A 23,086-nucleotide genomic window follows, 5' to 3' on the forward strand; every position below is an offset into this window, starting at 1 on the left:
ATGCACGGAACGCAGGCCACGCAGGCCACGCACGGAACGCAGACCCCGCAGACCCCGCAGACCCCGCAGGGCGCGCAGGCCCCCCACGGCTCCGGGACCGTGTGATGAGTTTCCGGCTTCGGGTGCTCGGGCTGATCATGCTCGTGGCGATGGCCGCCACCGCGGCGACCGCCTGGCTCACGCTCCGCCAGGCCAACAGTCAGGTGCAGGAATCCGCCCGGGCCGGCCGCCAGGAGGTGTCCCGCATTCTCGAAGGGCTGACCGCGTACGGCTATGCGCACGGCACCTGGGACGGCGTGGCTCCCACCGTGCGCTCCCTGTCGGCGGCCACGGGGCAGCGCATCCGGATCGCCACGGAGGCGGATGTCCTGGTGGCCGACTCCGATGTGCTCGCCGGCCGCAGTCCCCGGGAGGTGAGCGGGCAGCCGCCGGTGCTGGCCGACGCCCGCCCCCAGCTCCGGCTGCCCGCGGCCAAGCTGCCGCGCGCCTCCGTCAAACGCACGGTGAGCGCGATCGCGGTGTACCGGGCGGCGGTGGCCTACGCGGCCTGTCTGACGCGGGCCGGGGCCACCGTGACGGCACGGGCGGACAGCATCGGTCTTCCCCGCTTCGGAACGGACCGGCGTCCGGCGCAGTGCGCGGAACCAGCGGAGACCGGCCACGATCCGTACGCCACCCAGGACAGTCTCACCGCCGTGAAGTGCGAGAACGATCCGCATCTCGCCGCCTGTCTGCAACGGGCCTTCAACGAGCGCACCGCCTCCGTGGCACCCCCGCGCCTGCAGATCAGCCTCGGGGCGCGTGACGAGGCACCGGCGGGCCTGGCCGCGGCGCCCACCGTGGCCGTGGCGGGCGGGGTCGCCCTCGCGGCCGTCGTCGCGGCCCTGATCCTGAGCCGGGCCGTGCTGCGCCCGGTCCGTGCGCTGACCGCGGCGGCGCGGGGCCTGGGCGGCGGCGATCTCGAACACCGCGTCCCCGTGTCCGGCCGCGACGAGATCGCCGAACTCGGACGGGCCTTCAACCGGATGGCGGACTTCCTCCAGGGCGCGGAGGAACGCCAGCGCCGGATGACCGGCGACATCGCCCATGAACTGCGCACCCCGCTGGCCAATCTGCGGGGCTATCTGGAGGCGCTTCAGGACGGGTTCGTCGAACCCACGCCCGAGCTGCTCGACTCCCTGCACGAGGAGGCGATGCTGCAGCAGCGGATCGTCGACGACCTCCAGGACCTGGCCCTGGCCGAGGCCGGGGTGCTGACCTACCACCGGGAGGTCGCCGACCTGCGGGACGTCCTCGACGCCTCGCGCACCGCGCACCGGGCGGCGTCCGAACGGGCCGGTGTCGCCCTGGAACTGACGGCGCCCCGGCCCGTGCGGGCGGAGATCGACGCCGACCGGCTGCGCCAGGTCGTCGGCAATCTCGTCGGCAACGCCTTGCGCGCCACGGCGCCCGGCGGCACCGTGGCGCTGGAGCTGAGGCAGGACGGGCGCACGGCGGTGATCCGGGTGCGGGACACCGGCAGGGGCATCCCGGAGGAACACCTGCCCCACCTCTTCGACCGCTTCTGGCGCGCCGATCCCGCCCGGGGCCGTGCCACCGGGGGCAGCGGCCTCGGGCTCGCGATCGCCCGGCAGATCGTCACCGATCACAGGGGCACGATCACCGTGGAGAGCACGGTGGGAACCGGGACCACGTTCGTCGTCTCTCTCGCGGCAGCCGACGGGTGAGCCGGGTGAGCGGAGCGGGCTCCGCCCCGGTCGCTCAGGTGCCCGCCAGCGCCTGTGTCGGGGCGAGACGCCCGGCGCGTACCGCCGGATAGAGCCCGGCGATCACGCCGATCACCAGGGTGACCGTCATCCCGGCCGCCGCCGCCCACATCGGCACCTCGGTCGGCCAGTGCCGCACATACGCGTACCCGGCGGTGATCGCCGTACCCAGGACCGTCCCGCCGAGCCCGCCGAGTGCCGACAGGAGCAGGGACTCGGAGACGAACTGTCCGCGGATCTGTCCGCTGGTGGCGCCCAGAGCACGGCGCAGACCGATCTCCGGCCGGCGTTCGAGGACCGAGATGACCATGGTGTTGCCGACGCCGACCCCGCCGACGAGCAGGGCGACGCCCCCGAGCCCGAGCAGCAGACCGGTCAGCGCGGATTCGGTGGCCTCGCGGGCGGCCAGCGCGTCCGAGGGCCGGGAGACGAGCACACCGCCCGGCTTCTGCGGATTCGCCGTGGCGGCGAGCACACCGCGTACGGCACCGACCCGGTCGTCGCGGGCGCGCACGTACACGGTCGACGGGTGCCCGTCGAAGTGCAGATACGTGCGTGCCGCCTGCCGGCCGACCAGTGCGGAGCCGTCGATCTCCGGTGCGAGGGGGGCCGGCCGCAACACACCGACCAGTGAGAACCAGGTGCCGCCGAGCCACAGCCGGGTGCCCGGTGTGTACGCGTCGAGCCGGCGGGCGGCCTGCGCGCCGAGCACGACGGCCGGATACTCCTGCGTCGCCTCGTCCAGCCAGCGGCCCGCCTCCACCGTCGCACCGATCGCGGCCGGCAACTCCGGATCGGCGGCCGCCACCCGGATGCTGCCCGTGCGGCCGACGGGTATCCGGTCGTTGCGGTAGACGGCCGCCGCCTTGATCTCACCGGTCGCGGCCACCTGCAGTACCGGCCCGATCCGCCGGATCATCGTCGCCGCCTCCCGGGGCAGCCTCGTCGTCTCCCCGTCGGGCGACTGCCCGGGGGCGACGCGCAGCATGTTGGTGCCGAGCCGGTCGAGCTTGCGGTCGACCTCCGCACGGCCGGAACTGGAGATTCCGACGACGGCGACCATCGCGGCCACCCCGATGGCGATGCCGAGGGCGGACAGGAACACCCGCAGCGGTCGCGTACGCAGACCGGTGCCACCCAGCCGTACGAAGTCCGGCGGGCTCAACCGGGCGGGTCGCAGCCCGGACGCGCGGTTCATCCGTGTGCTCCCGTCCCGGCCGGCGTACTCGCGCGGTCGCCGACGATCCGGCCGTCCCGCATCTCCACCTTCCGCTCGAACAGCTCGGCCATCTCTCGGTCATGGGTGATCACCACCACCGTGGTGCCCGCGGTGTGCAGTTCGCGCAGGAGCGCCAGGACCGCGGAGCCGGAGGCGGAGTCGAGGTTGCCGGTGGGCTCGTCGGCCAGGAGCAGGGCCGGCCCGCCGATCACGGCACGGGCCACCGCGGCCCGCTGCCGCTCGCCGCCCGAGAGCTGGTGGGGCAGATGGCCGAGACGATGGCCGAGTCCGACGCGGGTCAGCGCCCGTGCGGCCCGGCGCCGCCGCTCCCGCAGCGGCACCCCGGCGTACAGCAGCCCGTCGGCGACGATGTCGAGCACCGGCATCCCGACGGCCAGATGGAACTGCTGGAAGACGAATCCGATGCGCTGCGCACGCAGGGCGGACACCTCGCGGTCGGACAGGCCGGCGACGTCGTGACCGTCGATGACCACGCGCCCGGTGGACGGCCGGTCGAGCGTGCCCATCAGGTGCAGCATGGTCGACTTTCCCGATCCGGACGGGCCGACGATGCAGACGAGTTCGCCGTGGCGGACGGTGAGATCGACGCCGTCGACGGCCGTCACGCCCCCCGGATAGTGCTTGGACACCGCGGCGAACTCCACGACCGCGCGGGTGACTTCCCGGTCCGGGCTCACTCGGGCACCCGCACCTTCATGCCCTCGCGCACCCGGGGGCCGCTCACTTCGACCTTGCCGCCCGCGAACAGCCCGGTCCTGACCGGTACGAAGCCACGGGACGCGCCGTCGCCGGTACCGGCCCCGCTGCCGTCTTCTTCGCTGCCCTCTTCGGAGATCTCCAGCCCGTATCCGCCTTCCGCGAGTGCCACCAGGGCGGCGACCGGGACGGCGAGTACGTTCTTGCGCTGCTTGACGGTGTAGCGCACGGTGACCGGTCCGCTCTGCAGCCTGCCCAACGACGCCTGGTCCCCGAAGACGATCACCACCGCCACGGTGGCGGCCGGGTCTCCCTCCCCGTCGCTCCCGCCCGCCGTGCCACCGTCCGTTCCGGATACGGTTCCGGATTCCGGTGCGGCGGCATCCTTGCCCACGCTCGCCACGGTTCCCGGTACGGACCGCCCGTCGGGCAGCTCCACGCTCACAGTGGTGCCGCGCTGCGCCCAACGGGTCTCGGTGGCCTGCGCGTCGACGGTCACTATGCGGGACGTCGTGGTGTAGCTGACCGGGGTTCCCGTCGCCTCGGCCCCCACCCGGGCGGAGGTGCCCGCGATACGGACCGCTCCGGGCGCGTAGACGACGGAACCGGCATCGACCGTGCCGGTCCGCGGAAGTCCGAGATCCTTCTGCCAGCGCCTGACCGCAGCGGCCGTCAGCTCGGTGTAGGAGTCGTCGACGGTGAAACCCGAGTAGCCGAGAGCGCTGAGGTTGCTCTCGAACTGCTTGACGTCCATCCCGTGCAGGGGGACCGGTCGCTGCCGCGCGGCGGACGCCGGCTGTCCGGCATCCGGGCCGCCGGCCGAACCGCCGCCACCACCCGCGTCGGCTCCGGAGCGCGCACCCGAGGAGGCGCCGCTGCCGGAGTTCTCACCGGAATCCGCCCCCTTTCCGGTTCCGGTTCCGGTTCCTTCTCCGATTCCGGTTCCTTCTCCGGTTCCGGTACTGGAACCGCTCCCACCACCTGCCGCGCTGTCCGTCGTCTGCCGCAGACCGAGGTCGCGGTACATGGGCAGGCTCCCGTACAGCAGCACCACCGGCCGGTCGTCGACCCGCAGCACCTGCTCGCCGCGGTGCGCCGTGGTGCCGGAGGCGGGAAGCCAGGTGATCGTTCCCCGGGCCTTCACGGGGAAGGGCGTCTGCGGACCATGGCCCAGCTGCCCGTCGATCTCCGTGCGGTCGGTCAGGGTCTCGCGCGACACCTCAACCAGCCGGCCGCCTCTGCCCTCGGCCTTGTCATCGTCCGAACCGCCTCCGCCGAGCCCGAGAGCTCCCACCGTGCTGACCGCGGCGACGAGGAGAACCCCCGCCGTGATCAGGAGCGGCCCGCGCCGACGCCGGCCCGGCTCCTTCATGTCGTCCATGCGCCCGGCCCCGTCAGCCCTGGGGCGTGGGCGCGTCGTCGGGAACGCCGATGATGGAAGCGCAGGCCCGTGCGGCGCGCTTCGCTCCGGCCGAGGTCGAGTCCCAGGCGACGTCCTGGGAGTACCCCGATGCGTCGGTGTCGGGGAAGTCGGGCGCCCCGTGCTCCTGCATGCAGGTGGCGTACCGCTGTTTCGTACGGATCTCTTCCTCGGACATCTCGGGCTGCTGCGCCTTCTCGACGCTGTCCGGAACGGCCACGCTGAGGTCGGCGCACTTGTCCTGAGCGTTCAGAGCCTTCGGATCGCGCTTCCACTTCGACTGATCGCCGAGATCGACCATGCCCCGGGCGTCCGGGTCGGGGGCATCGAGTCCCGCCTCGCGCAGACACGAGACCCACTTGCGCTGGGCGTCTATGTATTCGGACAGCTCACTCGAACCGCCCCGGGAGGCGGTGGCGGAGCTCCGCGCGCTCACTGCCGAGGCCACCTCGCCACCGCCCCCGCCACCGTCACCACAGCCCGTCGTCAGGGCCAGCGCCGTCAACGACACCGCGCCCATCACCCACAGCCGGCCCTCGGACCTCCGCCGCGCACGCATCCCCAGGTACTCCTCACAGCCGTCGCCGGCCACCCACTGCGTCCGGCGGGACGAACGTAGAAGCGCACCCATGAAGGACCTGTGAAGAACCGATCAAGAAGTGTTCCGGAGGCGCCACGCCCCGATCAGCCCTGTCGCAGCGCGGCGAGGCCCTTCTTCATGTCCTCGGTGTTCATGACCGGCTGGATCTCGATCGTCGCGCCCAGGCCCTCGAAGAGCGGCTCGGCGATGGAGGGCAGGACCGAACTGTCCTGCATGTCGAAGACGAACGTGCAGCACCGCTTTCCCTCGCTGGGCCCGAAGTAGGCCGCCTCCGGCTTGAGCCGCTCCGCGAGCGACTGCATGATCTCCGGCAGGCGGCCGTTCTTGACCGCCTCGTTCGCGAGCTGGGTGTCCAGCTGTGCTCGCAGCATGACCCGCATGGTGTGGCTCCTTCCGCCCCCGGGCCGGCGCGGACCCATCCGCGCGCACAGGACCCCGGCGACATCCCGCTCAGCGTCACCGCGAGGGCTCGGCGCAGCCAACATCTCGTGCACCATCCGGGCTGCCTGCGCCGATGAGCCGTCCACGGGAAGCCGGAGCGGGCCGGTCTTGCCGAATCCGCCGGTCCCGTCGTGGCACTCCGCCCGCGCGGAAGCCGGCCTGCGCCGCTGAGCCGTCCACGCGGAGCCGGAGCGGGCCGGTCTTCCCGGATCCGCCGGTCCCGTCGTGGCGCTCCGCCCGCGCGGAGCCGCGTACGGGATCCACCGGCGAGCCGAACCTGCTCGCGCCGACGACGACCGAGTGCCGCGACGGTTGCATCGCCGGGGCACGCCGACGCGGCCCCGCACGCCGGAGCCCTGCGGGTCCCGCTCGGCACGGGGCGCCACCGCGCTCGCCGGTCCCCGACATCACCCGTTCAGGCTCCGCAGCGGATGCGGATGACTCCGCACCCGCCGTACGCGCCGGGTGACGGCGATCGGGCTAGGGTTTGAACAGAGGCGAATCGCACAATCAGGATCGTCATGCACCGACACCGCAACGCGCCGGACAGTACCCAGGAACTCCTCGTCACCCTGGGGCGTCTTGTCGATCAGGCGTTGGAGAACATCAGACTCCAGCAGGCCCGGGCGGAGCTCGGCATAGCGCTGCAGCGGCACATGCTCCCCTCCGAACTGCCTGATTTTCCCGGCGCCCGACTGGCGGCCAGGTACGCGCCCGCGCAGGACGGACTGGCCGTCGGCGGTGACTTCTACGACGCCTTCCCGATGAGGGACGGGGTGGCGGGGATGGCCATCGGCGACGTGCAGGGCCACGGAGTGGAGGCCGCCGCCTTCATGGGAGAAGCCCGGGCCAGTCTCCGGGCCCTCGCCAGCGTCACGGCTGATCCCGGGGAGGTGCTGACCTGCGCCAACGACTTGCTGATCTCGCTCGGCTGCGACCTCTTCACCACCTGCTGCCTGCTGAGCTTCGTACCGCGGAGCGGTGATCTCGCCATCGCCCGGGCCGGCCACGTCCCGATGGTGTGGGGCACCGACGCGGGCGATTCGGGTGTGTCACTGGACGAGGGCGGGGTCCCTCTGGGGATTCTGCCCGACCAGGGCTACCCGGTGGTTCATCGACGCCTGACGCAGCCCGGATACCTCGTCCTGCTGACCGACGGCGTGGTGGAGGGGCCGTCCTGCCCGATCGAGGAGGGACTGGCGGAGGTGGCGGCACTGGCCGGCGCCGGCCGCGGCGTCGACCCCGAGGTCTTCGCGTCGCGGGTGATCCGAGTCGCGGACCGCACCGGACACGACGACGATGCCGCCGTTCTCGTCGTCCGCCACGATGACGCCCTGGACACGCGGTAGCAGCCACGGCATGGGCCCGCCGGACACGCGGTAGCAGCCAGGACACACCTCAGCGGGCAAGCGGCAGCTGCCAGGACACACCTCCGCCGGCAGTTCCGTGGTCCGTGCGTCCGTTCTGCCCGGATCCGCGCGGTGTCTGATGCTGATGTGGTGGACAGCTCACGGCTCAGGCAGCACAAAGCGACAGCCCTGAAGATTCTGGTGGTCGCCGCCCTCTACTACGCGACCGCCCGCTTGGGGCTGCTCCAGCAACTGGTGCGCGGCCAGGTCACACCGCTGTGGCCCCCGACCGGCATCGCGGTCGCCGCCCTGCTCCTGTTCGGGATGCGGATCTGGCCGGGCATCGCCGTCGGGGCCCTCGTGGTCAACGCTTCCATCGGCCCCACGGTGGTATCCGTGCTGGCGATCGTCGTCGGCAACACCGTTGCCCCGATCTGCTCCTACCTGCTGCTGAACCGTGCCCGTTTCCGTAACGACCTCGACCGCCTGCAGGACGCACTGGCCCTGATCTTCCTCGGGGCGCTGGGCCCCATGATGATCAGCGCGACCGTCGGCAGCAGCACCCTCGTTCTGTCAGGGGCACTCCCGGCCGGCGGCTTCTGGCCGACCTGGTCGGTGTGGTGGACGGGGGACGCCATGGGCGTGATGGTCGTCACCCCCTTCCTGCTCGTGGCGCGCAGGGCCAGATGGCCGCACGACGTCGGCCTCCTGATCTGGGCCGAGGCAGCGGCACTGGCGACCTGCACCCTGAGCGTGACCTACCTGGTCACCAACTCCGCCAGCTCCTCGCTCCTCTTCCTCGTCTTCCCCTTCCTGGTCTGGGCCTCGTTCCGCTTCGAACGCGCGGGCGCCGCCCCCTGCGCCCTGGGTGTCTCCACGCTCGCGATTCTCGCCTCCGGCCGGATGACGGGCCCCTTCGCCCACCACGACCTGCTCACCAACATGGTCACCCTCCAGGCGTTCAACGGCACCGTCTCCCTCACCGCCCTGCTCCTCACCGCGGTCGTCACCGAACGGAACCGCACCCACGAGGAGATCCAGCGCGTGTGCGCGCAACTCGCCGACGCGGTCAAGCGCCAGGAAACGGGGGGATCACGCCGTGCTCCCCCCGATGCCTGAGCCGGCCATGTGCGCGCCGACGCCGAACACCGGACGTGCGCAGGGCCTTCGGTGGGGAGGGGCGGCGTGCGCGTGCCCCTCGGCGGGGAGCGGCGGGCCACCGGTCTCAGCGGGCTCGACGATCAGCGCGCGGCCACAGCCGCTCAGGCACCGCGTGCCCGCGGAATTCCCTCGACGCCCAGGAGGAAGGTCTCGGAGATCGGTTTCGGGTCGAAGAGGCAGCCGGCGGCACACCCTCACCTCCTTCCCTCAGGTCCTCGCCGTACTGAAGGAGCGTACGGAGCCTGACTCCACCGTGAGGTCATCGGCGCGAGCGACGGCAGACTGGTCGTACCGCCGGCCGCGGCCGACTACCGAGCCATTGCCATCGTGCGCGTTCCGTTCGCTCTCCACGGCGGCGAGGTCCAACTCCCGGGTGACAGAACCCGCTCACGCGATGGGCTTGATCGAAGACTGAAGCAGGAAGGGCTCCACGATCGTGCCCAGGTCGTAGAGGAGGACTTCCTCGCCCCCGAACCCGCCACCACCCCCTGCGATGCTGTCCGGACGAGCTGCTCGCGGCATTGCGGTGCCAACCACCGCCCGTCGTTAGGCGAGTTCGTCGACCACATGCAGCGCCTGGTCCGGCGCGGCGGTCTGCTCGGCGCGGAGTTCATGATGCCCCTATGCCCCTCACACAACGCCACCACGTGCTGGGGCACTACACATCCCGCGAGAAGCTGCGGCGTTACTTCATCGGAGACTGGGATGCCCTGGTCACCCTGCGGACCAACGAGTTCGCCGCAGACGGCCTCCAGGCCGAACTGACGGCGCTCGGAGCCGTCCAGGCGTACCGCGTACTTGCTCACCCGGAAGATCTTCGAGAACGGCGCCCTCGAAGGCGGTGCCTGGGTCAGCCTGAGGGACGAGGCCACCCGCTCCACGCTCGCGCTGAAGCAGATCACCGACTCCACGACGATCGACGACACCACCGAGCTCGAGGCCGAGGTGTCCGATCTGCATGCCATGGCAGAGATCCTCCGCGAAATCGGCCTGCGTGAGGTGCGCTACCAGGAGAACTACCGGGAGGAGCGGCTCCTGGGTGAAGCCGCTGTCGACTTCGATATCTGGCCGGACCTCCCTACCTTCGTCGAGATCGAAGGCCCCGATGAGGCATCGATCCGCCAGGCGGCAGATCTGGTCGACTTCGACTACGCACAGGCCCGGTTCGGCAGCGTCGACCAGATCTACAAGAGCGTCCAGCCAGGACATCCTCGCCGAACCCACCCTCCTCTTCGCCGACGCCGACGCCGACGCCGACGCCGACGCCGACAGGCAGGAGCAGGCCGGGGCGACTCCACCGCGTGAGTGATCTTGGGAATCGGGCGGGTTCATGGAGCTGGCCGTGGCGTCGCGAGTCACCGGCGTCGCCGAGTGCGCCAACAGCGGCGGACACCGATGACGGCAACGCCTGGACCGATGAGTACTGCTGGTTCTGCTGCGGTCAGGGCTGGCCCCGTGTTCTGTGGATCGGTCCCGGCAGTGTGGCCGGCGCCCAGGTCGCCTCCGTGTACGCCTGCGGACCATGCGTCCGCGCCCTGTGGGAGCAGTGGGGTCGTGCGCCGGGTGTGATCCGCGGGGGCGCCGGTACAGGCGCGATGTGGTCATGTGTCCGTGGCGTGCGCTGCGGGCGTCCCGCCGGCGACACCTGCAACCACCAACGCCGAAGGGCCCCACCGCAAGCGGTGGGGCCCTTCAACGTATTGCCCGGTGAGAGCAATGGCGGAGGATACGAGATTCGAACTCGTGAGGGGTTGCCCCCAACACGCTTTCCAAATGTTCGTATGGGGGTTCGGCGGGGGCCGTGCTCGTCCTGACCTGCGGCGTAGTGTTCAGCTTGTCCCCGTCCGGATGGGGCCGGACGAGGGTGAATGCAACCAGAACTGCAACCAGGACGCCGCTGCGACGGGCAGTTAGTCGAGGATGTCGAGGGAGGGAAGAGCGTCCACGACCTTCATCGTCTCCAGGCTGACGGTCACGATCCGCTTGAGGAGATCGATGATGTACCTCGGGTCATCGGACCAGTTGTTGGGGTCGTTGGTGATCTCTGACGCCTTGTCGACCTTTACCTGATAGCGGTCGATGATCCACTCGATGGCGGATCGAGCGCCGAGCTGGTAGCGGTATGCCTCCTCCGGAATGTTCGTGAGGGTGACGCGGCGGTTGTAGACGATCGTCGAGCGGTCCGGCTGCCCCTTGGCCTTCGGGATCTTCATCTTGGTGACTCGGTACAGCTCACTCGCGGGCGTGGCAGACGTGTCGCCAGAGACCTTCTCAACGATGCCTGCGTGCGGCTCTGCCTGCTCGTAGTCGACGTGCAGGTCGACGAGCTTGCGGCCGGCCTCGGCGAAGCTGTGGAAGTCGCGCACCTTGGGGATGCGGGGAAGGGTCTTCTTCAGGTCAGCGGCGAAACCGTCTCGGTACTCCTGGGAGTGGAGCAGGCCGTAGGCGTAGTGGAAGACGTCATCCTTGGTGATGGCGCTGTCGCCGTAGGTCTCACGGTACGCCCGGAGTGCCGCATCAGTGATGTTATCGACCCGCTCGTAGGCGTTCCCGTCGTCACCGAAGTCAAACCCGCCTTCGGTGGCCAGCTCGCGGTAGGTGTGGAGGGGGAAGAAGTAACCGCCCTTGCCAAACACGTCCAGGCAGGGGATTAGGTTGGTAGCCAGGACCGAGAAATCGGCTGTCGCGTGAAAGCCATTGACATAGAAGCCGATGTTCGGATGGTCTGGCGTCGGGAACATCTGCGGCAGCTTGCCGGGGCGGTGGTTGAGATCGCGATCGAAGTAGACGGCCTGCCGGCTGAAAGGCCGGTACGTGCTGGTGGTCACTTTAGCCCCGTCGAAGGTGATCTTCTTCCCGCGAGCTACCTTGGGGATAAGGCTGGATGACCAGCTAATTTTCAGGGGGTTGCGGTCGATGAACTTTTCTGCATCGGGAGCCTTGGGGTGGGTTAGCCCTTTAGTCTTGCAATGCTTAATGAACTCATCGACCTGTCCGTTATAGAAGTCGATGGTGGACTCGACATTCTCCTTGACGATCTGCTCCGAATAGTTGTACACCCACGCGTCGCGATTCGTGCCGAGGCCCAGGGAGTGAGCTTCGAAAATTGCGGCGGTCTGGAGCGTCTTCTCTGTATCCACGAGGGCCTGGAACTTGGAGAAATGCTCGTTTCGTTGGTGGACCCAGTCGCCGGACTCGTTGGGCGTGATTTCCTGCCACTCCACCGAATCCAGAGATTGGCCAGCCAGGATGCTGAGCTTCCGTTCGCGGCTAAGGTATTCTCCGATATCCCGGTAATGCAAGGTGTAATCCTCGCTCGTCTTCTGGCCCCCCTTGACGAGGATTAGGACGGCCACCGTGTTCCGGCTGCCGGAGCCAAAAATCTTGCCGCCTTCCCTTCGGGACTGCTCTCCGGCAGTACGCTGGTTACCTCGAAGGTTGTAGCAATAGATCGCGTCGAATTCGCTGGCAAGTGACTTGCGGAGGCCGTCGTATGTGTTCCCATCGATGTAGCCACCATTTGAAACGTAGGCGACGATACCCTCGTTGGTGATTCGGTCTGAGGCCCACCGGATGGCTCGGATGTAGGAGTCGTACAAAGTGCGTACAGAGCTAGCAGTGGAGAGCGAGGCGTAGGTTTCCTTGATGCGTTCGTCCAGAACGTCGTACTTAAGGTTCTGGTTGTCATCGTTCGCGCTGTCCTGGCCTACGGAATATGGTGGATTGCCAACCACTACGGTGATGTCCTGGTTCTGCTGCTTCTTAGCGCGCTCGCTATTGCCTTCCAGGACTTCCATCCCGTCGAGTTTCGCCGTACCTTCAGCGAGCTGGAAGGTGTCGGTGAGGACGATGCCTTCAAAGGGCTGGTACTCGCCCCCGGCAAGGTCGTGGAAGGCAGCTTCGATGTTGACGGCCGCGATGTAGTACGCGAGGAGCACGATCTCGTTGGCGTGGAGTTCGCTCGTGTACTTGCGTAGCAGGTCGGTGGGCTTGATCAGGCCGGACTGGAGGAGACGGACAGGAAAGGTGCCAGTGCCGACGAAGGGGTCGATGATCTGGACGCCTGTGTCAGAAAGAGAGCGCCCCAGGTGCTTGTTCAGGGCCTGCTCGGTGGCACGGAGGATGAAGTCGACGACCTCGATCGGGGTGTACACGATGCCGAGAGCGTCGGCGGTCTTGGGCAGGGCGGTCTTGAAGAACTTGTCGTACAGCTCGACGATGACGCGCTGGCGTCCCTCGTGATTGTCGATGCCCTCTGCTCGGACGCGCACCGACTCGTAAAAGCCCTTCAGGGTCTTGGCCTCAGCGTCCAGGCCCTGGTCGTCGAGGATGTCGAGCATCCGCTGCATGGCCTTAGAGACTGGGTTGTGCTCCGCGAAGGCGTAGTCCTTGAACAGGGCGTCGAAGACTGGCTTCGTGACGATGTGCTGGGCCAGCATGTCGATCGCGCTGTCGTCGGTGACACCGGGGTTTATGGTGGCCCGTAGTTCGCTGACGAACTCCTGGAAGGCTGCCTGCTTGTCCGGGAATTCCAGAGCCACCTTGATGCGGGTGACATGGCGTTCGGCAATCTGGGCGATGTCCTTGGCCCAGTCCTCCCAGTAGTGGCGCTCGCCGACCTTGTCGACGATGCGGGCGTAGATGGCATCACGCCAGTCGCTGATGGAGAACAGGGCGTCCTGGACGTGCTGGGCGGTCTGGGCCTCCTTGGCCTTGGCGTCCTGGGCACTATCCGTAGTGCTTGAGCCGTCCTGGTCACCGACAGTCTCGTCATTGGGGCCGATGGCCCCGATGCCGATCTTGTTGTCCGGCTTGTGCTTATTGAGCTCGATCTGGTTGACGGTGGCGTTGAAGCGGTCGTCGTGCGCACGCAGGGCCTGCAGGACCTGCCAGACGGTCTTGAAGCGCTGGTTGTCGGCGAGGGCCTTCTCCGGCGGCGTGCCAGCCGGCACGGCGACAGGCAGGATGATGTAGCCGTAGTTCTTGCCGGGGGCCAGGCGCATCACGCGGCCGACTGACTGGACGACGTCGACGACGGAGTTGCGGGGGTGGAGGAAGAGAACGGCGTCCAGGCTGGGGACGTCGACGCCCTCGGAGAGACAGCGGGCGTTGGACAGGATGCGTGCCTGGTTCTGGCCGGGGTCCTGCTTCAGCCAGTCGAGCAGGCGGTTCCGCTTCAGGGTGTTGAAGGTCCCGTCGACGTGGTCGACCTCGCAGTGCAGCACGTCGTCATCGGCATCGTCGTACGCGTCGACGACCTCGTTGAAGCGCTCCGCGATGGACTTGGAGTCTGCGATCGAGCGGGCGAAGGCGACGGCCCGCTTCATGGGGGCCTCGTCCTCGGCGAAGCCGGAGCCGTCGGCGAAGGTGCCGGTTCGCTTGGCGAGGGCGTTCCAGCAGCCGATGATCTTTGCGGCGTCATCGATGCCGAGCTCGGAGGATCCGCCGGCCATGCCCTGCTGCAGCGTCTTGGCGACGACGTCCTCGTCGATGGTGAGGATGAGGACCTTGTAGTCAGTGAGCAGACCCTGCTCCACAGCTTCGCCGAACCCCAGCCGGTGGAACTCCGGACCGAACGTCGCCTCGTTGTCCATCGAGGCCAGGACCGCGTCGGCGTTCTTCGCGTCGGCCTTGGTGTCCTCGTTGTAGATCCGCGGGGTAGCCGTCATGTAGAGCCGGCGGTCACCAGCGAGGTAGTCGTTGTCGTGGACGCGGACGAAAGCGGACTCATCATGGCCGGCGAGTGTGACACCAGTGGTGCGGTGGGCTTCATCGCACAGGATGAGGTCGAAGCTGCCCAGGCCCTTCTTCTGTGCCTCGGCGATCGTGGCGATCGACTGGTAGGTGGAGAACACGACAGTCAGGCCGGGGCCGGATTCCACGCTGGCAATCTGCTTGATCAGGCGGTCAGAGTCGGTGGTGGCGGGCAGGGCCAAGTCGTGGGCGGCCATGTCCTTGTCGTCGCCCTGGGGCTGCCCCCTACCGACCTTGACATCGGAGCACACTGCGAAGGGGCGCAGCGTCAGCTCGGTTTCGAAGGACCACTCGCGCAGCGTCTGGGACAGCAGGGCAATGGACGGAACCAAGAAGAGGACGGTGGTGTGGTCGCCTTCCCCGGCCGCCGCTCGCTCCTTCTGGAGTCGCTCGACGATCTTCAGGCCCGTGAACGTCTTACCCGTACCACATGCCATGATCAGCTTGCCGCGGTTGTTCTCCGTGAACCCGGCGAAGACGGCGTCGATGGCGTCGCGCTGGTGCTTGCGCGGGCTCTTCTTCGTCTGGAGGCTCAGCTCGAAGGGCTCGTTGGCCGCAGGCATGTACCACTCAACCGGGCTGTTCGCGATGTCGGACATGCCGAGCCGGGTAACGGGGATCTGCTGATCAGCCAGTGCGGCCTCGGCGTGCACGCTCCACTTCTCCGTCGTGGAGATGATCATGCGGCGGGTGAAGCCGCCCTTGCCGGAGGCAGTGAAGAAGGAGTCGATGTCCTCCTTCTGGAGTGTGTGGCTGGGGTCGTAGAACTTGCACTGGATCGCGCAGAAGCCGCCGGTCTCGCGGTCCTGCGCAACCAGGTCGATGCCCGTGTCCCGCTTGTCGTGCTCGGTGCCCGGCCAGTCGGCCCACATCCACACCCGCGTGAACTGTTCGGTCCACTGGGGATCGGTGCTGAGGTACTGGAGCATGAGCTCCTCGAAGCGCGTACCGCGGTCGCGGCTTCCGTCGACGCCGTTACGGATCGCCCTGATGACGTCGTGCACCGTCGTGGTCGTGGCCACTGCGCCTCGTTCCCTAATAGCAAGCGACCCGCCTGGCCGCGAGCCGCAACACTTCCCAGAGTCAACTGGGAACCCTACTGCCCTAACCAGCATCGGTACCGAGCGCGGCTGATTCCGCACGTACGGTGGCGGAACTGCCATTGGCCGCCCGTACCTCCATCCACTCCTTCCCATGACAACTGCACTAGATGTGGGAGGGGCGCAGCGTCCGGCCCCGCTGCTGCTGTCGCTCCGCGCTGTGAACGGTCCTGGCCAAGAGGGCCGGAGACATTGGGTGCGCTGGAAGGAGACGCAAGATTAGGAGGGGTCTCTCGGGGACCGCCATGACTGACCGGCCGTCCTACTGGGCGGGCCGCTTGAGGCGGACGCCGCTCGTTGGGGTGCGGGAAGAAGCCGATGCTCGGCGAAGCGCCAGGGAACCTTCGCGGCGGTGACGAATGCGGCGGGGCCTTCTGCGAGATGTGTGAGGACGCCCAGGAAGAGGGTGTGGGAGACCGCCAGGAGGGGGCCGTGGCGTTGGGCAGCGTGGTGGAGGAAAGTGGCGCAGTGGCGGGCGCGGGTGTGTAGGTCGGTGAGGCTTTCGCCGTCTTCGCAGCGTAGGGAAGGGTTGGCGAGGCGGCGGGCTCGCCAGGCGCGATAGACGGGCGGGTAGGTCTCGGCACTGCGGCCGAGCACGATGCTCGGGGCGCGCCACTCCGCGAGTAGGCCGGAGGTGGCCACGATCGGCAGGCCCGTGAGATGCGAGACGAGGGTGGCGGTCTGGCGGGCACGGGGAATCGGGCTGGTGACGATCGCGGTGATGCCCTCGGGGAGGGGGAGCGAGCGGCACACCTGGTCGCGGCCCTCCAAAGTGAGAGCGGCTTCGTGTGGGGCGTGGTAGCCGGGGCGGTGGCCTTCGTAGGCGCCGTGGCGCATGAGCCAGATGTCAGCCAAGGATCCAGCCTCCGTCGACGCGTAGGGTCTGGCCGGTGATGAAGCCGGCGTCCTCAGTGGCGAGGAAGGCGACGGCCGCGGCGACGTCTTCCGGTCGGCCCCGACGGCGGACGCACTGGCGGGCGAGCTGGCGGACGGTCATGGCCTCCGGGTCGTCGACGACTGCGTCCTCGGCGGGGACGTGGATGGAGCCGGGAGCAACGCAGTTCGCGGTGACGCCGGCTGGGCCGAGTTCGCGTGCGAGGGCGCGGGTGAGTCCTTCGAGGCCGGCCTTGGCACTGATGTAGCCGGCGAGCTCGTGGCGGCCCGCAGTGGCCAGGACAGAGCCGATCGTGATGACGCGGCCCCAGCCGGCGGCCGTCATGGCGGGGGTGAGTTCGTGGGCGAGGAGGTAGTGGCTGGTCAGGTTGGTGGCCAGGGTGTCTTCCCAGTGGGTCGGTGTCGTCTCCGGCCACGATCGGCGCGGGTAGGCACCGGCGTTGCTGACCAGGATGTCCACCGGGCCCAGCGTCTCTTGGGCTCGATGACAGAGGAACCGTACGGCCTCGGCGTCTCGAAGGTCCGCCGACAGGGAGATGCAAGAGGAGAGGGAGGCTGAGAGCTCTCCCGCCGTTCGGTCGTCGTCGAAGTGGGCGAGCGCGATTGTGGCGCCGTCGGCTGAGAGGCGGCGAGCAATGGCCGTGCCGAGGCCGCCGGTCGCTCCGGTGACCAGGGCGGTGCGGCCGTTCAGGGGGCCGGGCATGACGACTCCAGGGGGCAGAAGTAGGTGGCGGGGTCGAAGGCGGGGCTCATCGCTTCGGCGAGCCGGGTGAGGAGGACGAGTCGGGCCACTGGGGCCAGGTCGGCGAGGTTGTAGACGCCGAGGATGCGCATGGCCAGGTAGGGGCGGAGAAGGTTCGCCAGGTCGGCGCCGGGCCAGAGACGGTCGGCGACCGGTCGTACGAGCTGGTTCCAGTACGTGGTCACAGCGGCCCGCCGGGGCGCCGCGAGACGTGGGGCGTAGTCGATGTGAATGGTGCTCGTGGTGTGCTCGATGTCCGCTCGTCGGATCTCGGGGGTGTTGTCCGGGACACGGGCGAACGTGGCGGGGTGATCGGCGAAGGCCGCCGGGTTGTACGTGGGCACGAGCCAGCCGCCGAGGGTGGAGGCGTACCAGAGGAAGTTGGCGAACTCGCCGGGGATGCTGTTCATCCCGGCGGTGTCGTAGTCGAACCAGGCGAGCGGGTGGGCGAGGTTGACGTCGGTCGGGTCGCCCTGGGTGAGGGCCGTCCAGACCGGCTCGGTCGCGGCGAAGTGGACCCGCAGCCGGCGGAGGATGGCAACCCAGTCCAAGTGGTGCCGACGGCCGTTGATGTTCAGTGTGTAGGTGCCGAGGCGGGAGACCGGGACGTCGATGAGGTCGTCGGCGATCGGGAAGTCCCTGCCGCCGTAGTACTCGTCGAGTCGGCCGCCGGGGGCCGCACGGTTCCAGTACAGCTTGCGTACCACGCGTGTCGGGTCGGTGGGCCTCGCCGTCGCGAGGATGGCCTCGCGGTACGCAGCCGTGAGCTGATCCATGTAGGCGTGGAGGTCGCCGCTCGCCTCGCTCGCGTTGAGGAGGTCGAGCAGGAGCCCGTGATCGGTGCCGCCGGGCAGACGCTCGTACGCGAAGAGCCGCCCGCCCGGCACACGCAGGTGGGCGTGGAGAGTAGGCACCCGGTAGTGCTGGGCCAGACGTGCGTGCCCGCGAACCTCGGCGAGGCTTTCCACTGGGTCGCGCGTGTACTTCAGGAGCAACGGGCGGCCGAGAAGGTCGACGGGACAGAGCAGGTTACGAGTGAAGCGCCGCACCGGGCCGAGCCGCAGAGGGCTGCGGAGGGTCATGGCCGCACCCCGTTGAGCAGGTCGAGGCACACTCGGGCCAGTTCGGCGGGCGGGAAGGCGTCCATGTGAACGTCGACGTCCGGAGAAATGGCGTCTCGGACAGGGCAGAGGTCGCCCTGGTGCATGCGGTCGGACAGGTCGGTGGCGATGGCGTGGTGATGAGGGAGCCCGGTACGCCACTTGCTGTGGCTGTGGCGCGCGTACAGGCCGATGACGGGCCCCTCTGCGGTGCGCGTCATCGCGGCGAGGTGGGTGAGGCCGGTGTCGTTGCCGACGATCAGGTCGCAGTGCGGGAAGAGATCGGCGAGCTGTTCGGCCGGCACCCCGTCCAGGTGGAGCACCTGAACGTGGCGTCGAGGGGCCTCTGCGCTGACGCGAAAGCCGCCTTCCGGGGCGCCGCCGATGAGCAGCAGCCGGGCCTGTGCTTGCTGGGCTTCGGCGATCTGCTCGGCGAGGGCGATGTACCGCTGGGCGGTGTAGTCCTTGCGCTCCGGCCAGCTGGTGGCGGTGATGGCGGCGATGGTGAGGCCGCCCAGCCAGCCCACCGATCGCAGCTCCTCCACGAGATCGTTCGGGCCGGTCGCTAGGGTCGGCGCGAAGGGAGCCGTGCCGGGGAGGCGGATACCGAGGCGGCGTTCCAGCGCCAGGTAGTGGCGGGCCGGCAGGTCCGGGTGGGCGCGGCCGTCGCTCGACCAGCAGGGCGGGGCCGCTGGATCGAGTACCAGGCTCACCACGGCTTCGGAGCCGTGCGCCTCGATCCCCGCGCGGTCTCCGATCACGGCGCGTCGACCGTGGGGCGTGGCGACTGGGTGGTGAGCGATCAGCCCGGTCCGGGTGATCAGCCCTGCGTACGGCCCCACCGCCCGGACGGAGGTGCGAACCGACCGCAGCCGCAGCCAGTCGAGCACCGCGCGGACCCCCGACAGAGCGAGGAGGGTGTCGCCGAGCTTTCCCTCGAAGGCCACCACGACCTCGCCGCACCCGCTCAGCAGGTGGACGAACTCGGCGGAGGCAGTCAGCGGGAGCGGCGCGCCGAGGGGGACGCTGCCACGGTCGTACCCCAGCGGGGTGGTGTGGACGGCCCCGGCGGGGACGACCGCGGAGCCGTGGTGGAACCGGGCCCCTGGCGGGGCGACCGAGCTCACGCCGGGCCCTCGATCGTGGTGAGCGAGACCAGCGGCAGCTCCAGCTCGTCGAGCAGGGCGCGGGCTCCGCGCGTGGTGTCCTCCACCAGGCAGGCCGCCGCCAGCGGGACGGCGCCGGCCTCGCGGAGGCGGCGGGTGAGGTCGGCCAGGGTCCGACCGGTGGTGATCTCGTCGTCCACGATGACGATGCGCTGTCCCGGAGCGATGCCGTAGGCGAAGACGTCGGTGCGCATGGCGTGCGGCTCGCTGAAGCGGACCGCGCCGTCCAGGGGGAGGTGCAGCTTCCAGGCGATCTTGTAGGGGAGGCGGGCGGCATCGGCCAGGGAGACGGTGGGCAGGATGCCGCCCGCGTCCAGGCCCAGGAGGAAGTCCACGGAGCCGGTGCCCTCCGGCAGCTGCTTCTGGAGCAGACGCCACAGATCGGCCCCCGTGCTGGCGAGGGTGTCGGGATGCACCGGGCTTTCCAGGCCGTCCAACGAGTGGATGACCCGCTCGCGGCGGCTGGTGGCTCCGACGCTGAGCCGCTCGACGATTCGGGCGGAGAAGGGCGGCACGGTGAGGGTTTCGGGCATGACGAAGCTCCTGTCGGTGGAGAGGGGAGAAGGAGAGGTGCGTGGTTCAGGCGGCGAGCTGGAGCGCGTACCAGGTGAGGAGCTGGTCGACCGCCGCGGTGATGGGCTTGAGCACGAGCTCGGTGTCACCGTCACGCCAAGCGTTCGCGACCTCGGCCAGAGGAGGGACCGCGAGGGCCGTCAGGCCCGGCATGCGGGAGGCGGCGGCGAGGATCCGGTCGGGGCCGGACTCCCACTGGTTGTGCTCGCGCAGGAGAAGGCGGCAGGCGAGCACGAGGTGCTTGTAGAGCTGCCGCAGGGCGGTCGCCCCCTCCGCAGTACGCAGACGGCGCATGGTGAGCATGACCTGGGGCAGTTCACGGACGGCAGCGAACGCGAGCTCGTCCCGGCTGATCGTCGGAAGTTCGAGGTCGGATGCCGCATGCAGGACGGGGCTGCCTTGCTGGAGCTGGTGAAGGACGAAGGCCAGGCGCGGAGTGAGGCGTCGGGCGGTCAGTTCTCCGGGCGTGACGAGGGTGGGGCCGAGAGAGGCCGCACTGCCGAGGGCCGTCCGGTACTGCTCCAGGGCCTCATGGATCCTGCCGATGACCTCGTGCTCGGCGATCACCATGAGGTCCAGGTCGGACCAGCCGGCGATCCAGGTCCCCTCTCCGGGGCTTCCGGTCAGGGCGACGAGCCGGACGCCGGGTCCGTACGCCCGCACCGTGTCGGTGAAGTCGGCCGTCGCCGACGCGACTGCTGCCGGAAGACCGAGCCCGTACGGGGTGGCCACGCGCAGCGCAGTCGTGGAGGGCGGGGCGGCGATGCGCCGGAGGCGGGCGCGGAGGGCTGCGATGCTGCCGGTGTTGTCGATGACGTGGTCGGCCAGAGCGGCGACCTGATGGGCGCCGCGGCTCATCTTGATCTCGTCCTTCACGGCGACGGCCTGGGCCGGAGTGCCCGACCGCTCGACGCGTACGGCGAAGGAGGCGTCCAGGTAGACGATCTGGAGCGTGTCGCCCATGAGCTGCTTGAGCTCGGCGATCGAGGCATCGTCGTGGACGGACTCGATGGTGAACAGCTTCGTGTCGACGTGGGCGTCCGCAAAGCGGTTCAGCTCGCCGAGGAGCAGTTCGGCCTGCCGACGGGCCGAGAGTGCGTACGGGTCCGCGAGCCCTTCCCGGTGGGCTGCCTGCCGTAACAGGAAGCCGATCTTGAGGCGTTGGGCGCCGCAGGTCCGCTGAACGAACTGTGCGCTGGTGCTCTTCCCGCACTCGCTCAGCCCGCCGAAGGCGAGTACCTGGCGCAGATGCCGACTCGGCTTGATCTCTGCCGGAGCGACGTCCTCCCGTCCGTACAGCTTGAAGCGGGCCGGCACGGGGAGCCGACGACGGCCGGCGACGACATCGGAGACCAGCGCGTCGAGAGCGGCGCACAGCTCCTCACGTTGCCCGTGAAGGGCCGGGACACGTCGTGCGGCCAGCTCATCGCGGCCCGCCGCCCGCTCGCTGTGCCAGATCCGCAGCGTCAGCACCGACATGCGGTCCACGACGGAGGCGAGCGTCTCGGTGTGCAGCGGCACATCGGCACGGCCCGCGTCCACCAGCGAGCCGAGCACTTCGTCAGCCCGTTCGGCGAGGGCGTTGCGTTCGGCGTTGAGCTGGTCGATCTCTCGCTTGCAGTCGGCGACCTGGGCGGCGGAGAGCAAGGCGCTACGCACCCGGTCCTCGGTGTCCCACAGACGCCCGTTGACGGTGTGGAGCCGGGTGACGGTGTCGTCCAGCCGGTGTCGGTCCTTGTCCTGGAGGGTGGCCATGGCGCGGGTGAGCCCCGGAGGCAGCACCAGGGGCGGGGAGTTCTGAGTCATCGGGGACTCCGGTCGGTGAGTGGGGTGAGGCCAAGGTGATTGAGTACGTCGCTGTGCACGTCGTCCAGGGAGCGGTTCTCGCAGTCCACGACAGCGGTGTACGTGCCGTGGCCGGCCTGGTGAAGCAGAACAGCATGCAGTGTCTTCTGGTAGTCCGGGTAGATCCCCGTCCACGGGCGGCCCTCGCGGGCGCTGGTGATGGCGTAACTGCGCTTGGCGTCGAAGGACGCGAGCAGCAGCACCGAGGTCTCCGATGCGGCGGCCCGCGAACCGGCGATTTCCGTCACGGTCTTGAACGCCTCGCCCACCGTCAGCCCGTCCTTGACCACGCATGTCGCGGTGGCCACAGCGAGGAGCATGGGCAGGCCACGGTCCAGCAGTCCCGTACGACCGGGCTCGCGTGCGGCGGCCCGCTTGGCGTGACCGACGAGCAGCATCTCCGTCAGCTCGACCGTTGTGGACGTCTCGAACCACCACTGGGCGTAGTCGCCGGCCGCTACGCGCGCCCACGGCTCAGGGTCGTGCTCGTGGACGGCTCCCAACGGTTGGAAGACGCGTCGGCGCGCGGCCAGCCGATCGAGGTGAGTCGTCTTGCCGACGTTGTCAGGGCCGTTGAGGCTGACGAAGTCCGGTAACCGCCCCATCGCTCATGCCTCGCGGATCGGTGTGTCGAGAACGGAGGTGATCGCGTCGGTGTTCGTGGCAATGAACTCGGCCAGCTCCGGCGGCATCAGGTTCAGCTCACTGACGGCCTGGGCCGTGAAGGGCACCCGGACCACCTCGTACCCGCCCCGCTCCGGCTTGTCGAACTCGGTGCCCGTCCGTGCGGCCAGGTCCATCGACTCCAGGCGCGCCGCGAAGATGTGCTGGACTCCGACGCCTCCCTCCAGCGCATCGGTGATGAGGTGGACGAGCTCGGCGCGTTCCAGCTTGCCGCCCAGCTCCTCGAACACCTCCCGATGCAGAGCCGCCTCGATGGTCGCGTCCTCTTCCTCGACGCCTCCGCCGACCGACACCCAGTACGGCTCCCTGCCGGGCTTGGTGCGCTTGATGAGGACCAGTTCGTCGCCGTCGAGAAGGATGGCGCGGGCGTTGCGCTTGACGATGTCGGTCATGCCGTTTGCTCCTTGGGTGTGTAACCGGAGAGAACGGGCGGAGGGGCGCTTTTTGGCTGTGGCCACTTTCCCCGGTTCGTGAATACAGCATGGTGCAAACTGATTGCTGAGTGTGACGCACGGGTGCTGCAGCAATGCCGCAGTTATGCCGAACAGGACTGC

At 69.1% G+C, this 23,086-nt stretch carries 18 protein-coding genes and 2 pseudogenes; 4 read left to right on the forward strand and 16 right to left on the reverse strand.

Features of this window, described 5'->3' with window-relative positions; translation table 11 throughout:
* Window positions 1-104 precede the first annotated feature (104 nt).
* Window positions 105-1,727: an ATP-binding protein gene (locus tag ACIQMX_RS20600; protein WP_363066731.1), complete on the forward strand. Its 1,623-nt coding sequence runs from the start codon at window positions 105-107 to the stop codon at window positions 1,725-1,727.
* 34 nt (window positions 1,728-1,761) lie between these two features.
* Here ACIQMX_RS20600 and ACIQMX_RS20605 read toward each other — a convergent pair whose 3' ends face one another.
* From ACIQMX_RS20605 to ACIQMX_RS20625, 5 genes are all read right to left on the reverse strand, one after another.
* A complete protein-coding gene (locus ACIQMX_RS20605; RefSeq protein ID WP_402479976.1) occupies window positions 1,762-2,964 on the reverse strand; it encodes an ABC transporter permease in 1,203 nt (400 codons plus the stop codon).
* Complete coding sequence (locus ACIQMX_RS20610) at window positions 2,961-3,683, reverse strand: ABC transporter ATP-binding protein (RefSeq protein WP_363066729.1); 723 nt, start codon at window positions 3,681-3,683, stop codon at window positions 2,961-2,963. Before ACIQMX_RS20610 ends, ACIQMX_RS20605 begins: the two co-directional genes overlap by 4 nt.
* A complete protein-coding gene (locus ACIQMX_RS20615) occupies window positions 3,680-5,083 on the reverse strand; it encodes a peptidoglycan-binding protein (protein WP_402479979.1) in 1,404 nt (467 codons plus the stop codon). Before ACIQMX_RS20615 ends, ACIQMX_RS20610 begins: the two co-directional genes overlap by 4 nt.
* Window positions 5,084-5,096: 13 nt before the next feature.
* Complete coding sequence (locus ACIQMX_RS20620; RefSeq protein ID WP_363066727.1) at window positions 5,097-5,681, reverse strand: hypothetical protein; 585 nt, start codon at window positions 5,679-5,681, stop codon at window positions 5,097-5,099.
* A gap of 125 nt (window positions 5,682-5,806) precedes the next feature.
* Window positions 5,807-6,103 carry a hypothetical protein gene (locus tag ACIQMX_RS20625; protein ID WP_402479983.1) on the reverse strand — a complete coding sequence of 99 codons (297 nt, stop codon included), beginning with the start codon at window positions 6,101-6,103 and terminating at the stop codon, window positions 5,807-5,809.
* A 582-nt stretch (window positions 6,104-6,685) separates the two neighbouring features.
* Here ACIQMX_RS20625 and ACIQMX_RS20630 point away from each other — a divergent pair.
* Together ACIQMX_RS20630 and ACIQMX_RS20635 are read left to right on the forward strand one after the other, a co-directional pair.
* A complete protein-coding gene (locus ACIQMX_RS20630) occupies window positions 6,686-7,513 on the forward strand; it encodes a PP2C family protein-serine/threonine phosphatase (RefSeq protein ID WP_402479985.1) in 828 nt (275 codons plus the stop codon).
* A gap of 132 nt (window positions 7,514-7,645) precedes the next feature.
* Window positions 7,646-8,632, forward strand: coding sequence for an MASE1 domain-containing protein (locus ACIQMX_RS20635; RefSeq protein ID WP_402479988.1), 987 nt, complete (start codon window positions 7,646-7,648; stop codon window positions 8,630-8,632).
* A 143-nt stretch (window positions 8,633-8,775) separates the two neighbouring features.
* Here ACIQMX_RS20635 and ACIQMX_RS20640 read toward each other — a convergent pair.
* Window positions 8,776-8,862: pseudogene (locus ACIQMX_RS20640) on the reverse strand (TetR family transcriptional regulator); the annotation flags it as partial.
* A gap of 199 nt (window positions 8,863-9,061) precedes the next feature.
* Window positions 9,062-9,196: a hypothetical protein gene (locus ACIQMX_RS20645; RefSeq protein WP_402479991.1), complete on the reverse strand. Its 135-nt coding sequence runs from the start codon at window positions 9,194-9,196 to the stop codon at window positions 9,062-9,064.
* Window positions 9,197-9,384: 188 nt separating this feature from the next.
* Between ACIQMX_RS20645 and ACIQMX_RS20650 the strand changes: the two are divergent.
* Window positions 9,385-9,983, forward strand: a pseudogene (locus ACIQMX_RS20650) (adenylyl cyclase).
* 601 nt (window positions 9,984-10,584) lie between these two features.
* Here the strand turns inward: ACIQMX_RS20650 and ACIQMX_RS20655 are convergent.
* The 9 genes from ACIQMX_RS20655 to ACIQMX_RS20695 form a co-directional block, all read right to left on the reverse strand.
* Window positions 10,585-15,450: a DEAD/DEAH box helicase gene (locus ACIQMX_RS20655; protein WP_402479993.1), complete on the reverse strand. Its 4,866-nt coding sequence runs from the start codon at window positions 15,448-15,450 to the stop codon at window positions 10,585-10,587.
* Between the two features lie 297 nt (window positions 15,451-15,747).
* A complete protein-coding gene (locus tag ACIQMX_RS20660; RefSeq protein ID WP_402479996.1) occupies window positions 15,748-16,383 on the reverse strand; it encodes a histidine phosphatase family protein in 636 nt (211 codons plus the stop codon).
* The gene (locus tag ACIQMX_RS20665) at window positions 16,376-17,125 is read right to left on the reverse strand and encodes an SDR family NAD(P)-dependent oxidoreductase (protein WP_402479999.1); all 750 of its coding nucleotides are present in this window, start codon (window positions 17,123-17,125) and stop codon (window positions 16,376-16,378) included. Before ACIQMX_RS20665 ends, ACIQMX_RS20660 begins: the two co-directional genes overlap by 8 nt.
* Window positions 17,110-18,246, reverse strand: a complete 1,137-nt coding sequence (locus ACIQMX_RS20670; protein ID WP_402480002.1) for a hypothetical protein — start codon at window positions 18,244-18,246, stop codon at window positions 17,110-17,112. Before ACIQMX_RS20670 ends, ACIQMX_RS20665 begins: the two co-directional genes overlap by 16 nt.
* Window positions 18,243-19,391 carry a glycosyltransferase family 9 protein gene (locus ACIQMX_RS20675; RefSeq protein ID WP_402480004.1) on the reverse strand — a complete coding sequence of 383 codons (1,149 nt, stop codon included), beginning with the start codon at window positions 19,389-19,391 and terminating at the stop codon, window positions 18,243-18,245. The genes ACIQMX_RS20670 and ACIQMX_RS20675 overlap by 4 nt, the downstream gene beginning before the upstream one ends.
* Window positions 19,388-19,963 (reverse strand): phosphoribosyltransferase domain-containing protein, encoded by a 576-nt coding sequence (locus ACIQMX_RS20680; protein WP_402480006.1) that lies wholly within the window; start codon window positions 19,961-19,963, stop codon window positions 19,388-19,390. The genes ACIQMX_RS20675 and ACIQMX_RS20680 overlap by 4 nt, the downstream gene beginning before the upstream one ends.
* A 46-nt stretch (window positions 19,964-20,009) precedes the next feature.
* On the reverse strand, window positions 20,010-21,809 hold the full coding sequence (locus ACIQMX_RS20685; RefSeq protein ID WP_402480009.1) for a DUF4254 domain-containing protein: 1,800 nt from the start codon (window positions 21,807-21,809) through the stop codon (window positions 20,010-20,012).
* On the reverse strand, window positions 21,806-22,453 hold the full coding sequence (locus ACIQMX_RS20690) for a hypothetical protein (protein ID WP_402480010.1): 648 nt from the start codon (window positions 22,451-22,453) through the stop codon (window positions 21,806-21,808). Before ACIQMX_RS20690 ends, ACIQMX_RS20685 begins: the two co-directional genes overlap by 4 nt.
* A gap of 3 nt (window positions 22,454-22,456) precedes the next feature.
* Window positions 22,457-22,924, reverse strand: coding sequence for an NUDIX domain-containing protein (locus ACIQMX_RS20695; protein ID WP_402480013.1), 468 nt, complete (start codon window positions 22,922-22,924; stop codon window positions 22,457-22,459).
* Between the last annotated feature and the right edge of the window lie 162 nt (window positions 22,925-23,086).

The sequence above is a fragment of the Streptomyces sp. NPDC091416 genome (assembly GCF_044756845.1).
Taxonomy (GTDB): domain Bacteria; phylum Actinomycetota; class Actinomycetes; order Streptomycetales; family Streptomycetaceae; genus Streptomyces.

Bases quoted from the DNA above. Each gene is read 5' to 3' on its own strand.
- ACIQMX_RS20615 (WP_402479979.1), bottom strand. From the start codon at position 5,083: ATGGACGACATGAAGGAGCCGGGCCGGCGTCGGCGCGGGCCGCTCCTG.
- ACIQMX_RS20695 (WP_402480013.1), bottom strand. From the start codon at position 22,924: ATGACCGACATCGTCAAGCGCAACGCCCGCGCCATCCTTCTCGACGGC.
- ACIQMX_RS20685 (WP_402480009.1), bottom strand. From the start codon at position 21,809: ATGACTCAGAACTCCCCGCCCCTGGTGCTGCCTCCGGGGCTCACCCGC.
- ACIQMX_RS20625 (WP_402479983.1), bottom strand. From the start codon at position 6,103: ATGCGGGTCATGCTGCGAGCACAGCTGGACACCCAGCTCGCGAACGAG.
- ACIQMX_RS20670 (WP_402480002.1), bottom strand. From the start codon at position 18,246: ATGACCCTCCGCAGCCCTCTGCGGCTCGGCCCGGTGCGGCGCTTCACT.
- ACIQMX_RS20620 (WP_363066727.1), bottom strand. From the start codon at position 5,681: ATGCGTGCGCGGCGGAGGTCCGAGGGCCGGCTGTGGGTGATGGGCGCG.
- ACIQMX_RS20645 (WP_402479991.1), bottom strand. From the start codon at position 9,196: ATGCCGCGAGCAGCTCGTCCGGACAGCATCGCAGGGGGTGGTGGCGGG.
- ACIQMX_RS20680 (WP_402480006.1), bottom strand. From the start codon at position 19,963: ATGCCCGAAACCCTCACCGTGCCGCCCTTCTCCGCCCGAATCGTCGAG.
- ACIQMX_RS20630 (WP_402479985.1), top strand. From the start codon at position 6,686: ATGCACCGACACCGCAACGCGCCGGACAGTACCCAGGAACTCCTCGTC.
- ACIQMX_RS20665 (WP_402479999.1), bottom strand. From the start codon at position 17,125: ATGCCCGGCCCCCTGAACGGCCGCACCGCCCTGGTCACCGGAGCGACC.
- ACIQMX_RS20605 (WP_402479976.1), bottom strand. From the start codon at position 2,964: ATGAACCGCGCGTCCGGGCTGCGACCCGCCCGGTTGAGCCCGCCGGAC.
- ACIQMX_RS20600 (WP_363066731.1), top strand. From the start codon at position 105: ATGAGTTTCCGGCTTCGGGTGCTCGGGCTGATCATGCTCGTGGCGATG.
- ACIQMX_RS20690 (WP_402480010.1), bottom strand. From the start codon at position 22,453: ATGGGGCGGTTACCGGACTTCGTCAGCCTCAACGGCCCTGACAACGTC.